Here is a 15,700-nt window from a genome sequence, read left to right as displayed (position 1 = left end):
AACTCCGTGTAATCCGTGGTTAAAGAAGTTATAAGGTAATTTGGTTATTGAGTTATTTTGTAATGATCGGCAAGGATCATCCTGAATAACTTACCTGGAAGGACATACTTTAATACAACAGCCAGCTTCTGCTCAAAGGAAGCTATTATATATCTCTGATGCGGATTTTTAGATTCTATTATTTTAACGAGTTTTTTTGAAAGAATAACTGGCTTCCAACCTTTGGCTTCATCCTTTTCAATCTGGTCCAGACTCGTTTCAAACTGTGTTTTATAAGCATCTTCAGTTCCGGTGGGAGCAAGATAGTTCCTGCGGTTAGCTGAATTACTTGTGTTGAAATCTCCCGGGTTGATGAGTACAACTTTGATATTGAACTGACTGACCTCCATTCTCAAAGCTTCACTGAAGCCTTCCAATGCAAATTTTGCAGCTGAATAATATCCCTGAAATGGTAATCCCATCAATCCTCCGATAGAACTGAAATTGACAATAGTTCCTCCTCCCTGTTTGCGCATCGCAGGCAACACTTCCCTGGTTAGATTGACAGTTCCAATGAAGTTCGTATCCATCTGGAGCTTGATGTGCTCAATTGGCGATGTCTCAATCGGACCTCCAGTATGCATCCCTGCATTATTTACCAGCACATCAATTCTTCCTTCTTTTTCAAGTATTAATGAAACAGCTTTCTTAATTGAAACAAGATCGGTCAGATCCATTGTTAAATAATTAACAGAAGAGGTCTGCTCCGTATTTCTTCTAACTGTACCATAAACAGTATGTCCTTTTTCAGAAAGGAGCCTTGCAGTCTCTTTCCCAAAGCCTGAGGAGATACCTGTGATGAGAATAATCTTTTTCATGCTATTGTTTGCCCCCTGCCCCCTAAAGGGGGTTCTGTAAGTCATTGATAATCTGAAAGTCCCCTTCAGGGGTCCCGATAGCTATCGGGATAGGGGCCATATTATAGAATACCCAGCTCTTTCGCAGCTTTCGTAATCTTCTCTATCGAAACTTCAACCTGCTCTTTTGTATGTGTTGCCATGAGAGAGTACCTTATAAGGCAATCCTCCTTAGGAACAGCAGGGGATACAACAGGATTCACAAATACCCCTTCTGCCAGGAGCACCTGTGTAAGCATAAGAGCTTTAATGTCATCCCTGATAAAGAGAGGAATAATTGGTGTCTCTGACTTTCCGGTGTCGAAACCTGCAGCTTTAAATCCCTCAAGTGCATAATGTGTCATATCCCAGAGATGCTTTATTCTTTCAGGTTCTGTTTCCATTATTTCTATTGAAGCAAGTACTGCAGCTGCTGATGCAGGAGTCATGCTGGCACTGAATATCAGCGATCTGGAATTATGTTTTATGAAATTGATCACCTCTTTGTCGGCAGCAATAAAACCTCCAAGAGATGCAAATGACTTCGAGAAAGTACCCATTATCAGATCCACTTTATCAGTCAGCCCGAAATGAGAAGCCGTACCTGAACCATTTTTTCCCAGAACTCCCAGAGAATGAGCATCATCAACCATAACTGATGCCTTGTATTTATCAGCAAGCTTTACAAGTTCAGGTAATTTGATGATATCACCTTCCATTGAGAAAACTCCGTCAACAACAATCAGTTTTATCCGGTCGTTATGGCAAAGTTTAAGTTTACACTCAAGGGCATCCATATCGTTATGGGCAAACTTAAGGACCTTTGAAAAGGAGAGCCTGCTTCCTTCTATTATCGAAGCATGGTCAAGTTCATCAAGAAGAAGATAATCATGACGTCCGGCAAGCAGAGAAACTACCCCCAGGTTTACCTGAAATCCTGTACTGTAACAGAGTGCACCTTCTTTATTTACCAGTCTGGCAAGTTTTTCTTCAAGTTCTATGTGAATGTCAAGGGTCCCGTTTAAAAACCTTGATCCGGCACATCCGGTTCCGTATTTTTTGATTGCAGCCAGTGCTGCCTCTTTTACTTTTGGATGATTTGTTAGTCCCAGATAACTGTTAGATCCGAACATCAGAACCTTATTACCGTTGATATGAACCACAGTATCCTGTTCTGATTCTATTGCCCTGAAATAGGGATATATGCCAGCCTGCATGGCTTTTTGCGGGGCGTCGTAGCCTTTAAGTTTGTCTGTTAAGATTCTCACTGGTCAGCTAGTATTTTAAGTTTAACTGCCAAAAATAACTAAAAATGAATACAATTGAATAAAACATCAGTTTTTCAATTAACAGATTGATAAATTAAGCACATATACCCATTGGAAAGACAGAAGACGGAAGACCGGAGACGGAAGGGATTTTTATTTTTACCGCAGAGTTGCACACAGAAAAGGCTGAGGACCGCTGAGACAAAATCCGGTAAGAAGTACTCTGCGGCTCTCATTATATTACTCTGCGTTCCTCTGCGGTAATTTAATTGTTTGATTTGAGGAACTTTATTAGGTATTTAAATACGAACTTTTTTACTTTAATTTAATTTGGAAAGTAGTAATATGAGAATTACTTTTGTACGCGTAAAACAAAACAGAGAACTCAATGGACGACGACCCGGCGAATTTATTAATCTTAAACCTGAACTAGAAGGTTAACCGGTCGTACCGGTCACTTCCTTCTTTTTCGGAAACAGCAAGGAGGTGACAATGACATCACTCACAACATTTTATCTAAGCGGAATAATAGGGAAAGAAGCATTTGGTGCAGATGGCGATGCTATTGGTATCATTAAGGACTTGCTATTGAATGCTGTACCTTCCGGTCTAAGTGATCCCAATCAACAGCTCATAACTGGTATAAGACTGCGTATCAAAAAGGAAACCCGACTCTATTCCTTCACTACTTTCAGGGTGGTTAAAGCACGTGAACAGCTAAACGTAAGTTGTTCCGGACTGATTGAATTAAGTAATGAAGAGGTGGAAAACGGTCTTTTACTTGTTGATAATATCCTTGATAAACAGATTGTTGACCTTAACGGACGCAAACTTGTCAGGGTAAATGATGTGAGGCTTGCCACTCTGCCGGCAGGGACATTCGCGGTAGCTGTTGATATAGGAATTGAAGGACTTCTCAGAAGAATTGGAATCGCACAGCCGATAAAAGGATTTTTATCACTGTTTAAGGTAAATATACCTGCGAAGTTTATCCTATGGGACGATGTTCAGGCAATTGACCATTCAAATCTGAGTATCGTTTTGTCGAAAAGCTATGCAAAGCTTCATACGCTTCACCCGTCAGATATAGCTGATATCCTTGAAGACCTGGGTAAGAAGTCAAGCATGTCGGTATTCTCTGCCCTCGATGAAGAGAAAGCTGCCGATGTTCTTGAAGAGCTCGAGACTCAGACACAGATCCATATCATCGAAAACCTTCCGGTAAATAAGGCTGCTGATGTTCTTGAAAAAATGCCTGCCGATGAAGCTGCAGATATTCTTGATGAACTTGAGGATGAGAAAGCTGAAATCCTTCTGAAAGAGATGGACTCAGAATCATCCCAGGAGGTAAGGGAGCTTCTCGAATATGATGATGATCTTGTAGGAAGTATTATGACAACTGATTATTTATCGTTCAGTGCATCAAAAACAGTTGAAGAGGTGCTGACAGAGTTACGTCAGAAGAAACCTGAATCAGCTGAGCTCTATAACATGTTTGTAACTGAATCGAACGACGAGCTTATTGGGACATTCAATTTGCGCGATCTTGTTGTTGCTGAACCAAATGCCAGTGTAAGCCAGATTATGAAATCGGAACCTGTCTCTTTGTTCGACGATCAGAAAACAAGAGCAATTGCAGAATTAGTCTCTAAATACAATCTTCTTGCAGTTCCTGTTGTCGACCGTCATAACCTGCTTCAGGGTATGGTTGTGGTTGATGATGTTGTGGAAGACCTGATTAATGAGAGAAGAACAAAGAGAAGGTAAAAGAAAGCGTAAAGCGTAGAGCGTATAAGAAAAGATAATTACTGAGAGCATGACCTGCAAGACCTGCACGACAGCAGACGACAAGAGAATAAGCCAATGTTCAGAAAGAAATTAAAAGACTCGCATTTTATAAGGAATCTGGCAATATTCTTTGCTATTCTTGGTCCCGGTATTATAACCGGCAGTGTCGATAATGATGCAGGTGGTATTACAACCTATTCAGTAGCAGGTGCTTTATATGGCTATGGCCTGATCTGGACTCTTATCCCGTCGTTTGTTGTATTGCTGGTAATTCAGGAAATGAATGCAAGAATGGGTATTGTTACAGGTAAAGGTCTATCGGATCTTATTCGGGAAAACGCCGGAATGAAAATCACATTTTTCATTTTCATTGGACTTCTCTTTTCAAACATTGGCAATACAACTACAGAATTTGCAGGTGTAGCAGGTAGTATGGAGATCTTTGGTGTAAGCAAATATATATCCGTACCAGTGACTGCTGTTCTTGTCTGGTTTCTGGTGGTGAAGGGAACATACCAGATAGCTGAACGTATATTTCTGATATTCAGTGTTTCGCTCCTTACATATGTGGTTTCGGCACTGATGAGTAAACCACACTGGGACGAAATAGGATCAGCTATTATACATCCGCAGGTTGAAATGAATACTCAGAGTCTGGCAATGGTAATAGCTCTTGTAGGAACAACTATTGCTCCGTGGATGCAATTTTATATGCAGTCTTCTGTAATTGAGAAGGGGCTTAAAATGAAGAATTACAGGTTTACACTGATAGATATTGCAGTCGGATGTGTTGTAACAATTGTGGTAGCCTTTTTTATTATGGTAGCATGTGGTTCAACACTATATCCTGCAGGAATTGAAATTAATGAGGCAAAAGATGCCGCGCTTGCTCTCAAGCCTCTGGCAGGAGCCATGGCTTCTCAGGTATTTGCTTTCGGCCTTTTTGTTGCATCAGTTTTTTCTGCAACAATACTTCCTCTGGCTACAGCTTTTTATGTCTCTGAAGCTTTTGGATTTGAAGCAGGTATAGATAAGAAGTGGGATGAAGCTAAAGAGTTTTATATTCTTTACACGGGAATTCTTGTTATATCAGCAATTATAATACTCATACCGAATGCCCCGCTGATTCAGATCTCAATCTGGTCGCAGGTACTAAACGGAATACTTCTTCCTGTGGTACTGGTAAGTATGATTCTGCTAATTAATAACAGGAAGATCATGGGAGCATACGTCAATAAACCCTTTCAGAATATTATCGGCTGGGGAACCGTAATTATTCTCACAGGACTCTCATTGCTACTGCTGATTATGCCCGCTCTCAGCTAATCATTCCGCCGGCCAAACTCCGTTCTCAATTGTCTTTGCTTTGATCTTAGTTGGATCTATTACCACATGTTTAATCAGCTTTCTGTTCCATGTATAGGTAATATGAACCATACCATCACTTGTCTGGATTACAGCCGGGTAAGAGAATTCACCATCTTTAGGCTCATTTTCAAGCAGTGCCGCAGCTTTCCATTCAATTCCATTTTCAGAAAGTGCAACATTCAAAATGTTACGTCCCTTTGTTATATGGTTATATATTAATATGTGTGTTCCATCTTTCAGAGTAACTGCATCTATTCCGGAATTGGGATTTGGGAGCGCAATCGGGGTGAGCTCACTCCATGTACGTCCGTTGTTGTTTGAAAATGAGGATAATATGGCTGATGACCCGCTTCTGCACAGCATCTGTAGCTTTCCCTCATTATGAAGAAGAATTGTTGGCTGAATTGCCCTGATCTCTTTACTGTTAAGAAATGGGGTACGTTCCCATGTAAGCCCGTTATCTGCAGTAATCTCCATGTGTACCCGCCATCCGTCGTGTTCTGAGCTTGAAGGACATAGCAACTCACCATTCTGCAGCAGAACCGGCTTGTTTTTAATCGGACCATAAATATCTTCAGGAAGTCTCGATGGTCTTGACCAGGTTTTTCCCTCATCGTAAGAAGTCATCATCTCTCCCCACCATGTGGAAGGAGTGGGCCCAACCTTATAAAACAGAATTACTTCCTTTCCGGTATTATACATAACAGGATTCCAGCATGGATACCGTTTAGTTTTATGCTGGATCCCATTTACCACCTCAACAGGTTTTGACCATTTTCCGTCTGAGAAGTGGCTTACCCAAATACCTACATCAGGATTTCTCTCTGCAGTTCCTCCGAACCATGCAGCCAGTAAACCAGTTTTGGTTTGAACAATTGTTGAGGCATGGCAGCTTGGAAAAGAAACATCATCTGGCTGGTAAATGAACTCTGTCTTAACAAAACATCTTTCACCCTTAAAGGGCTCCTGAGCTATTGAAATAAGAGTATTTAAAAGAATGAGGACCGAAAAGAAAAGAGCTTTTTTCATATCTGCTGTTTGTGGTTCAGGTTCAAATTTAATATTAGATTTGTAATGATATAGTTTTGTATAGATTTAAATTTCTGACAGCATGAGGAAGTCTTTTTTAATTAGAACAATATTTTTTCTTATAGCTCTTATATCTATAGCAAGTAATACCCTGCAGGCTCAGAAAAAAAATGAAGGTACCTATCTGGGGAAAGCTGACCTGTATAAAGCTAAAAAAACTGCTCTGGAATATCTTGGTGATAGTACTGCCATTAGAAAATTTGGTACTATTTCAGATGCTATCTGGGGATATGCAGAACTTGGTATGCAGGAATTCAAATCATCAGCCCTGCTGGTTAAAACACTTGAAGAAGAAGGCTTTACTGTTGAAAAGGGAGTTGCAGGGATGCCAACCTGTTTTGTTGCAACATGGGGAAGCGGGAAGCCTGTTATAGGTATTCTGGGGGAATTTGATGCACTTCCGATGATATCCCAGAAAGCCCTGACCTCATCGCAGATCCCTGTAATAGACGGGGCTCCCGGACATGGGTGCGGCCATAATATGATGGGCTCTGCAGGTATTGCTGCAGCCATAGCCGTAAAAAAGAAGTCTTGAGATTAATAAGCTTCCCGGGACAATAAAATTTTTCGGTTCACCTGCTGAGGAGACAGTTATAAGCCGTCCATACATGGTGAGAGACAGTGTCTTTAAGGATGTAGATGCTGTGATAGATAACCATGCATCTTCAGATCTGACGACAAGCTATGGAGTTAACGGAAATGCTGTTATGTCAGTTGTCTTTTCGTTCAAAGGAAAAACTGCTCATGCTGCAGGTGCCCCATGGAGCGGTCGCAGTGCCCTCGATGGTGTAGAGCTTATGAATGTTGCAGCAAACTACCTGAGGGAGCATCTTTTTTATACATACAGGCTTCATTATGTTGTTACTGAAGGTGGTGAGGCCCCGAACGTAGTGCCTGATAAAGCATCTGTATGGTATTATATAAGAAACACCGACGACAGATTGGAAGAAATGTATACGAGAGTCCTTGATTGTGCCAAAGGGGCTGCAATTGCCTCTGGTACAAAGCTCGATACCGTAGTCGTACTTACTGCTGTTCATCAGCGACACTCAAACAAAGGCATGGCCGAAACAATTCAGAGAAACATTGAACTTGTAGGGCTGCCTGTATGGACAGATGAAGAACAGACGTTTGCTAAAGCTCTTCAGAAGGAGTTGGGTTCAAAGGAGACCGGAATGCCCGTAAAGTTGAAGGCACTGAATGAACCATCAGGTACTCAGGTTGGGGAGGGTCCTCCGATGTAGGAGAGGTTACTCTTGTTGCTCCGACTGCAACACTTAATTTCCCGGTGGTGTTCCTGGAGCAATCGGGCACCATTGGTCCACTGTTACAACAGGGTACGGTTCAGCAGCCTGGAAAGGGCTGAATATCGGTGCAAAGGTTATGGCTGCTTCAGCTCTCGATCTATTAACAAATCCAAAGCTTCTGGCTGAAATTAAAAAGGAGTTCGATGATTATTCCAAAGATCATCCATACAAGTCATTTCTTCCCGAAGGTGCTCAGCCTCCTTTGAATCTGAATAAACAGCTTATGGATAAGTACCGTGACGCCATGCTTAAGCTTGGTGCTGATGAACAATGATTTTGTAATAAAGTTGAAAAATTATTTTATGAAAGGTTATTTTGAATCAAATTCATATCATACTCCTGAAAAAGACAGGCTAAGTATTAAAGATAAGCTGCTGAAAAACAGCCGGATATTCTTTACTTTAAGTTATGCCAAAACAGTTCTCAGAACAAGAAAAGAGGCTATAAGGGGAGTCTATGACACAAAAGCCTGGGCAGACTCTTCTTTCGAAATACTTCAGTTTATTGAAAAGACCGGAGGCAGGTTTCACATAACCGGGATGGAGAACATTACGAAGCCGGCCGGACCAGTGCTTTCATAAGCAATCATATGAGCACACTTGAGACAATGGTTCTTCCATGTATCATAGCTCCACTTCGGGAAGTAACATTTGTTGTGAAAGAGAGCCTGGTGAAGCATCCACTTTTTGGAGATGTTATGAGGTCGCGTAATCCTATTGTTGTTGGAAGAACAGATCCGAGGAAAGATCTTGAGGCTGTAATGAACGGTGGCGTTGAGCTTCTATCAAAAGGCATTTCAATTATTATATTTCCACAGAGTACCAGAAGCCTTGAATTCAATCCGGAGGAATTTAATTCACTTGGTGTAAAACTTGCAAAAAAGGCTGGTGTACAGGTTGTTCCCATTGCAATTAAAACCGATTTCTGGGGTAACGGGAAACTTATCAAAGAGCTCGGACCACTCAATAGTAATAAACAGATTCATTTTAAATTCGGTGAACCCTTCAGTATTACCGGTAATGGCAAGGATGAAAACCAGAAGATAATTGATTTTATTAAGACCTCCCTCCAAGATTGGAAAACGGAATAAATTAGTTTTACCGCAGAGAGGCGCGAGCTAATTATTGAGAGCCGCAGAGTACTATAGTTATGGATTTACTCTGCGGCCCTCTGCGTTTTCTCTCTGTGAATCTCTGCGGTAAAAAGAATCTTTGAAATTCAATAGATCTGACATTGAAATAGAAAATAAAATAATCCAACAATTTTTAAGTGTATTTATTACATTTATTAAAGTTTTTTATAAATTTGTTTGGAAGTGGCTTCGGATTTTGTTTAAAGTATTCCATTTCCTGATCGTATTTTTTTACTGAGTTTCATTCAATTCATAATATCTTATTTAACCAATCATAAAAGCGGAATTATTATGGGAACATTAGACTGGATTGTATTAGGGCTATTTTGCCTTGCCTTAATTGGTATTATTGTATGGGTTGTCAGACAAAAAATCTGAGACATCAACCGATTATTTCCTGGCAGGACGTGATGCCACCTGGCTGGCAATAGGCTCCTCAATTTTTGCATCAAATATAGGCTCAGAGCATCTTGTTGGGCTGGCAGGCGCCGGAGCTTCAAGTGGTATGGCTATGGCACACTGGGAAATGCACGGATGGATAATCCTGATCCTCGGTTGGTTCTTCGTTCCCTTCTATGCAAGGAGCGGTGTGTTTACAATGCCTGAATTCCTTGAAAAACGTTATAATAAAGGTTCCAGAAGTGTTCTTTCAATAATATCTCTTGTAAGTTATGTGTTTACAAAAGTGGCAGTTACTGTGTATGCAGGAGGAATCGTTTTCAAACAGGTATTTGGTATCGAATCAATGTTCGGGATCGATTTCTTTTTGGATAAGTGCTGTCGGACTGGTAGTCCTTACTGGAATATATACTACTCTCGGCGGTATGAAAGCCGTGTTGTGGACTTCAGTGTTGCAGACTCCGATTCTACTTGTAGGTTCACTTGCAATTATGGTTATTGGACTCATTAAACTCGGGGGATGGTCAGAGATGATGGAGATCTGCCGTGCAGTTCCTGTGAATGCTGATGGCGATACTATGACCCAGTTGATGCGTTCGGCAAATGATCCCGAGTATCCGTGGACAGGAGTAATCCTTGGTTCAGCTATTATCGGATTCTGGTACTGGTGTACAGACCAGTTCATTGTTCAGAGAGTCCTGTCAGGAAGAAACCAGCAGGAGTCAAGACGAGGAGCTATTCTTGGTGCAGCTTTCAAACTATCACCAGTATTCATTTTCCTTATCCCTGGTATGATCGCGTATTCTCTGAATGCAAAAGGAATGATTAATTTAACTGATAACGATGCAGCCTTCTCTATGCTTGTTAAAGAATTACTTCCGTTGGGATTTAAAGGTCTTGTAGTTGGTGGAATACTTGCTGCCCTTATGAGTTCTCTTGCCTCACTATTTAACTCATCTGCTACTCTGTTTACTGTTGACTTTTATCAGAAGTATAAGCCACAGGCAGCAGAGAAAGAGCTTGTTAAGGTTGGCCGGATTGCCACTGTCGTTGTAGTTGTACTAGGAATTCTCTGGATCCCCGTAATGAGAGGGCTGGGTAAAGTCCTCTACGCTTATCTTCAGGATGTACAGTCACTGCTTGCTCCGGGCATAGCTGCCGTATTCCTTTTGGGTGTAGCTTCAAGAAAAACTACTCCAATGGCTGGTCTGATAGGCCTTATCTCTGGATTCACACTCGGAATGTTTCGTCTGGCCCTGAAAGTATTTGGAAGTGGTATCAGCACCGACAGTATTATTCACAAGGTTTTCCTTGCACCCAATTGGCTACATTATGAAATAGCTCTGTTTGTCATTGTAATTGTAATTATGATTGTTACCAGTATGGTTACTGACAAGCCCGATCAGGCTAAGATTAAAGGTTTATGGTTCGGGTCTGCCACTCCAGAAGAAAAAGCCGTGACACGGGCTAGCTGGAATAACTGGGATCTTGTATTCTCAGGACTTATTATCGTAGTAATCGTTTGGTTCTATGCATATTTCTGGTAGGATAAGGTGGATTAAAACAACACGAATATGAAAGATATTATTAAAAAGAGATCTGGTTCATTACCGGTACCCAGCATCTGTACGGACCGGAAACATTAAAACAGGTTGCTGCAGATTCAGTTAAAATCTCAACTGCCCTTGATAAATCACCAAAAATATCTCAGAAGGTGGTTTTCAAACCAATACTGACCACTCCTGATTCAATTACTGAAATCTGCACCGAAGCAAATAATTCTTCAGCATGTATTGGTCTTATAGCCTGGATGCATACATTTTCTCCTGCCAAAATGTGGATCAGAGGTTTGTCGATTCTGAACAAACCATTACTTCACTTTCATACTCAGCTCAACAGAGACATTCCCTGGGAATCGATCGACATGAATTTCATGAATCTGAACCAGTCTGCCCATGGCGACCGTGAGTTCGGTTTCATTGGAGCACGAATGCGATTAAACAGAAAGGTCGTTGTTGGTCATTATCAGGATGCTGAAGCAATTGACAGGATTGCTGTTTGGATAAGAGCTGCATCAGCCTATAATGATGCTCTTAATATGAAAATAGCCCGTTTCGGCGATAACATGCGCGATGTGGCTGTAACTGAAGGAAACAAGGTCAGCGCACAAATGAAAATGGGCTATTCTGTATATGGATATGGTATTGGTGATCTGGTTAAAGTGGTGAACCAGGTCTCCACGGCGAAAATAAAAAAGCTGATAGAAGAGTATGGCTCAGAGTATAAGATGACCAAAGCTGTTGCTGCATCCGATACGCTTAAAGAAGCAGCAAGAATTGAAATTGGAATGGAAGAATTCCTTAAAGCCGGAAACTTCAAAGCTTTCACAACAACATTTGAAGATCTGTATGGATTGAAGCAGCTACCCGGTCTTGCTGTACAACGTCTGATGGCAAAAGGTTACGGCTTTGGTGCAGAAGGTGACTGGAAAACTGCTGCACTTGTGCGTTCGATGAAGGTTATGGCTGCCGGACTCAAAGGGGGAACATCATTCATGGAAGATTATACTTATCATTTCGATCCGAAGGGTATGAGGGTCCTGGGTGCTCATATGCTCGAGGTTTGTCCGACAATTGCCCTAGGAAAACCGACTATTGAAGTACATCCCCTTGGCATAGGAGGCAAAGAGGATCCGGCAAGACTTGTATTCAAAACGGCACTTGGGAAAGCAATAAATGTGTCTGTTATTGATCTTGGCAACAGATTCCGGATGATTGTTAATGATGTTGAAGTCGTAAAATGTCCCGATATGCCTAATCTGCCTGTAGCGAGCGTGTTATGGGCACCTAAACCTGACCTGAAAACAGGTGCCGCTGCCTGGATACTTGCCGGTGGTGCACATCATACCGGATTCAGTACATCTGTAGATGCTGAGTATCTCGAAGATTTTGCCGGTATGATGGGTGTCGAGTATGTACTGATTGATGAGAAATGTAATCTTACTGAATTCAGAAATGAACTCAGGTGGAATGAGGTCTTTATCATATTTCCAATGGTATTGGCTAAATTATTGACAGAAAGGGACTTATTTATAAACTACTAATGACTTATTGAATGAAACTATATTCAAAAGTTGCCAGGCATCTGGTTGCAGTAGACTGTATAATATTTGGATATGATATAGTCGAAAAAGAGATAAAACTGCTGCTTTTTAAGAGACTTATTGAACCGGCAAAAGGTAAATGGTCGCTGGCGGGAGGCTTTGTTCTTGAAAATGAGAGTCTCGACGATGCAGCTTCACGTGTATTGAGAAAAATTACCGGACTGGAATCGGTATATCTTAAGCAGTCATACTCTTATGGAGATACTGACCGTGATCCTGGTGACAGGGTTATTTCTGTGGCATATTTTGCACTTATTACTCTGCGAGATATTAATAAAGACCTGGCGCTGGAGAATGGTGTTCACTGGAGATCAATCTCGAAACTCCCCGAACTGATCTTTGACCATCCCATGATGGTAAAGAGAGCACTAACCGATCTGCAGAATCAGGTTAAAGTAAAGCCTGTTGGATTTGAGCTGCTTCCTGAGAAGTTCACTCTCGTTCAGCTTCAGGATCTGTACGAGGCTATATATCAGAGGAGTGTTGATAAAAGAAACTTCAGGAAAAAGATCCTCTCAATGGGTATCCTTGAGAAACTGGATGAAAAGGAGAAGGAAACTTCCAAAAAGGGCGCTTACTACTTTAAGTTTAATAAGGAAAATTATGAGAAACTTAAAAAAGATGGTTTCTACTTCGATTTGGATGTATATTAAAAAGAAGTGACTAAAGTGACTAAAGTTTGGAGTTCCTAAAGTTAATAACATGCTTGAAATCTTAAAGGATAACGTATTTAAAGCAAATCTCGACCTCGTGGAACATGGCCTGGTGATTCATACCTGGGGTAATGTCAGCGGAAGGGATCAGGAAACAGGACTGGTTGTTATTAAGCCATCAGGTGTGAGCTATGATAAAATGAAACCTGATGATATGGTTGTTATAGATCCTGATGGTAATGTAGTTGAAGGGAAATATAAACCCTCGACTGATGCACCAACTCATCTTTTTCTCTACAAATCCTATAAACTATTAGGCGGTATTGTACATACGCATTCATCATATGCCACAAGCTGGGCTCAGGCCGGAAGAGCAATTCCTCCTTTCGGCACTACACATGCCGACCATTACTATGGTGAAGTGCCATGTACCCGACTGCTGACAGATAAAGAGATAGGCAGCAATTATGAAACTAATACCGGGAAAGTAATAGTTGAAACACTTGGAGCTGTTAATCCTTTAACAGTACCATCTGTTCTTGTAAACAGTCATGGCCCATTCTGCTGGGGTAAAAGTGCTGCTGAGGCAGTTTATAATGCTGTGGCTCTTGAAGAGATTGCGAGAATGGCTTTCTACACAACACTTCTGGGAAGAAGTGAACCTGTAAACAAAGCATTGCTTGATAAGCATTTTAACAGAAAACATGGGAAAGATGCATACTATGGGCAGGGAGAAAAATAAGCTCAGGGCATAGAGCACAGAGCACAGAGCAAAAAAGACAAAAGACAAAAGTTGAAAGATAAAAGTAAAGACCTGAATTAGCTGAATATGAAGGTTTTCAGCCACAGAGTGGCGACATATCGGTAGAAGATGTAATAAATTTATGATTTGCGCCGGAGCACAATTTCAGTGTATTTGTAAGGTAAAATACCGGCGCTAAAGAGGAGCATATTAATTTTTCTGACATGTGATATTATGGCAAACAAATATGTAATTGGGATTGACTATGGTACTGACTCTGTAAGATCAGTAATTGTTGATACATCCGATGGGAAAATTATTGGATCGTCTGTATTTGAATATCCACGCTGGAAAAAAGGATTGTTCTGCGATCCATCAATAAACCAGTTTCGTCAGCATCCTCTTGATTATCTGGAAGGACTGGAGACCTCTGTTAAAAATGCATTGAAAGGACTGGCCCCGGATATAATTAATAATATCGCCGGAATTACTGTGGATACTACCGGTTCAACTCCTGTGGCAACCGATAAAGAGGGTGTCCCTCTCTCTCTGAAAGCAGGTTTCGAATCCAACCCCGATGCCATGTTTGTTTTATGGAAAGATCATACAGCTGTTAAGGAAGCTGCTGAGATAAACGAACTGGCCAGATCGTGGGGAGGTGTCGACTTTACAAAATTCGAGGGAGGAATATATTCTTCTGAATGGTTCTGGGCAAAAGTGCTACACGTACTCCGTAATAATAGTGAGGTCCGCAAAAATGCTTTCTCATGGGTTGAACACTGCGACTGGATTACTGCCATTCTCACCGGTGAAACAAATCCGCTGAAATTGAAGAGAAGCCGTTGTGCAGCTGGTCATAAAGCTATGTGGCATAAAGATTTCGGTGGATTGCCAGATGAAAAATTTCTCGTTAAACTCGATCCTGTACTGGCAGGATTAAAGGAAAGACTTTACTCAGAGACATATACTTGTGAAGTTGTTGCAGGAACCCTTACTGAAGAGTGGGCAAAAAAACTCGGATTGCCAGAAAATGTTAATGTAGGTGTCGGTTCATTTGATGCGCACCTGGGAGCAGTCGGAGGTGAGATAAAACCTTATCATCTGGTAAAAGTGATGGGTACCTCAACATGCGATATGATTGTTTCTCCAATGGCTGAAGTCGGCGATAAACTTGTGGCAGGCATATGCGGTCAGGTCGATGGCTCAATAGTTCCCGGATTGATGGGACTTGAGGCCGGACAATCAGCTTTTGGAGATATCTATGCATGGTTCAGTAAGCTTCTTATGTGGCCTGTAGATGAGATAGTTGCAAAAATGGAATGGCTTGATGATAAATCAAAGAAGAGGATAAGCGAGGAGACAGCCGACAAAATGATTGCGGGAACTAAGCAAACAAGCTGCTTCTATTCCACCGGAAGAGTCTGCTATTGTAGCTCTCGATTGGATGAACGGAAGGCGGACTCCTGATGCTAACCAGGCTCTTAAAGGGGCTATCTCCGGATTATCTCTCGGATCGGATGCTCCCAGAATATTCAGGGCATTGGTTGAAGCAACAGCTTTTGGTTCAAAAATGATTAACGACCGTTTTATCTCGGAGGGAGTCAGGATAGATGGTGTAATCGCAATCGGAGGTGTTGCCAAAAAGAATCCGTTCGTTATGCAGATAGTTGCTGATGTTCTTAATATGCCGATAACTGTCGCAAAATCAGATCAGACTTGTGCGCTGGGATCAGCAATGGCAGCCTCTGTTGTGGCAGGTGTTCATAAGGATATCTCTGCAGCACAGAAAGCAATGGGAGGCGGCTTCGAGAAGGAATACAAACCGGATCCTGTAAGAGCAAAGAAATATGAGGTACTCTTTAAAGAATATAAGAAACTTGGAAATTTTATAGAAATGGAGCTATTATAATTGCAGG

At 41.4% G+C, this 15,700-nt stretch carries 11 protein-coding genes and 3 pseudogenes; 11 read left to right on the top strand and 3 right to left on the bottom strand.

Annotated features, from left to right (window positions below; genetic code table 11):
• Positions 1-44: 44 nt before the first annotated feature.
• Positions 45-857: an SDR family oxidoreductase gene (locus IPJ16_15735; GenBank protein ID MBK7628621.1), complete on the bottom strand. Its 813-nt coding sequence runs from the start codon at positions 855-857 to the stop codon at positions 45-47.
• Between the two features lie 101 nt (positions 858-958).
• Positions 959-2,143, bottom strand: coding sequence for a pyridoxal phosphate-dependent aminotransferase family protein (locus IPJ16_15730; GenBank protein MBK7628620.1), 1,185 nt, complete (start codon positions 2,141-2,143; stop codon positions 959-961).
• 492 nt (positions 2,144-2,635) lie between these two features.
• On the opposite strand from IPJ16_15730, the gene IPJ16_15725 reads away from it, so the two are divergent.
• Together IPJ16_15725 and IPJ16_15720 are read left to right on the top strand one after the other, a co-directional pair.
• The gene (locus IPJ16_15725) at positions 2,636-3,910 is read left to right on the top strand and encodes a magnesium transporter (protein ID MBK7628619.1); all 1,275 of its coding nucleotides are present in this window, start codon (positions 2,636-2,638) and stop codon (positions 3,908-3,910) included.
• A 96-nt stretch (positions 3,911-4,006) separates the two neighbouring features.
• Complete coding sequence (locus tag IPJ16_15720; protein ID MBK7628618.1) at positions 4,007-5,257, top strand: Nramp family divalent metal transporter; 1,251 nt, start codon at positions 4,007-4,009, stop codon at positions 5,255-5,257.
• On the opposite strand, the gene IPJ16_15715 is transcribed toward IPJ16_15720, so the two are convergent.
• Positions 5,258-6,328 carry an exo-alpha-sialidase gene (locus IPJ16_15715; GenBank protein ID MBK7628617.1) on the bottom strand — a complete coding sequence of 357 codons (1,071 nt, stop codon included), beginning with the start codon at positions 6,326-6,328 and terminating at the stop codon, positions 5,258-5,260.
• An 82-nt stretch (positions 6,329-6,410) separates the two neighbouring features.
• Here IPJ16_15715 and IPJ16_15710 point away from each other — a divergent pair, with 82 nt between their 5' ends.
• The 9 genes and pseudogenes from IPJ16_15710 (at position 6,411) to IPJ16_15670 (ending at position 15,693) form a co-directional block, all read left to right on the top strand.
• Positions 6,411-6,923 carry a hypothetical protein gene (locus tag IPJ16_15710; GenBank protein MBK7628616.1) on the top strand — a complete coding sequence of 171 codons (513 nt, stop codon included), beginning with the start codon at positions 6,411-6,413 and terminating at the stop codon, positions 6,921-6,923.
• Between the two features lie 73 nt (positions 6,924-6,996).
• The gene (locus tag IPJ16_15705) at positions 6,997-7,632 is read left to right on the top strand and encodes a peptidase dimerization domain-containing protein (GenBank protein ID MBK7628615.1); all 636 of its coding nucleotides are present in this window, start codon (positions 6,997-6,999) and stop codon (positions 7,630-7,632) included.
• A 139-nt stretch (positions 7,633-7,771) separates the two neighbouring features.
• Positions 7,772-7,969, top strand: a complete 198-nt coding sequence (locus IPJ16_15700) for a hypothetical protein (GenBank protein ID MBK7628614.1) — start codon at positions 7,772-7,774, stop codon at positions 7,967-7,969.
• 28 nt (positions 7,970-7,997) lie between these two features.
• Positions 7,998-8,785: pseudogene (locus IPJ16_15695) on the top strand (1-acyl-sn-glycerol-3-phosphate acyltransferase).
• Between the two features lie 333 nt (positions 8,786-9,118).
• A pseudogene (locus IPJ16_15690) lies at positions 9,119-10,773 on the top strand (sodium/solute symporter).
• A 50-nt stretch (positions 10,774-10,823) separates the two neighbouring features.
• Entirely contained in the window at positions 10,824-12,329 is a 1,506-nt protein-coding gene (gene araA / locus IPJ16_15685; GenBank protein MBK7628613.1) for an L-arabinose isomerase, read from the top strand.
• A gap of 11 nt (positions 12,330-12,340) precedes the next feature.
• The gene (locus IPJ16_15680) at positions 12,341-13,042 is read left to right on the top strand and encodes an NUDIX hydrolase (GenBank protein MBK7628612.1); all 702 of its coding nucleotides are present in this window, start codon (positions 12,341-12,343) and stop codon (positions 13,040-13,042) included.
• Positions 13,043-13,091: 49 nt separating this feature from the next.
• Complete coding sequence (locus tag IPJ16_15675; GenBank protein ID MBK7628611.1) at positions 13,092-13,784, top strand: L-ribulose-5-phosphate 4-epimerase; 693 nt, start codon at positions 13,092-13,094, stop codon at positions 13,782-13,784.
• 234 nt (positions 13,785-14,018) lie between these two features.
• Positions 14,019-15,693: pseudogene (locus IPJ16_15670) on the top strand (ribulokinase).
• Positions 15,694-15,700: the final 7 nt, after the last annotated feature.

It is taken from the genome of Bacteroidales bacterium (genome assembly GCA_016709865.1).
Lineage (GTDB): Bacteria > Bacteroidota > Bacteroidia > Bacteroidales > VadinHA17 > LD21.
The sequence above is the reverse complement of the archived record's forward strand: the minus strand, read 5'-3'. Positions and strand labels throughout refer to the sequence as shown.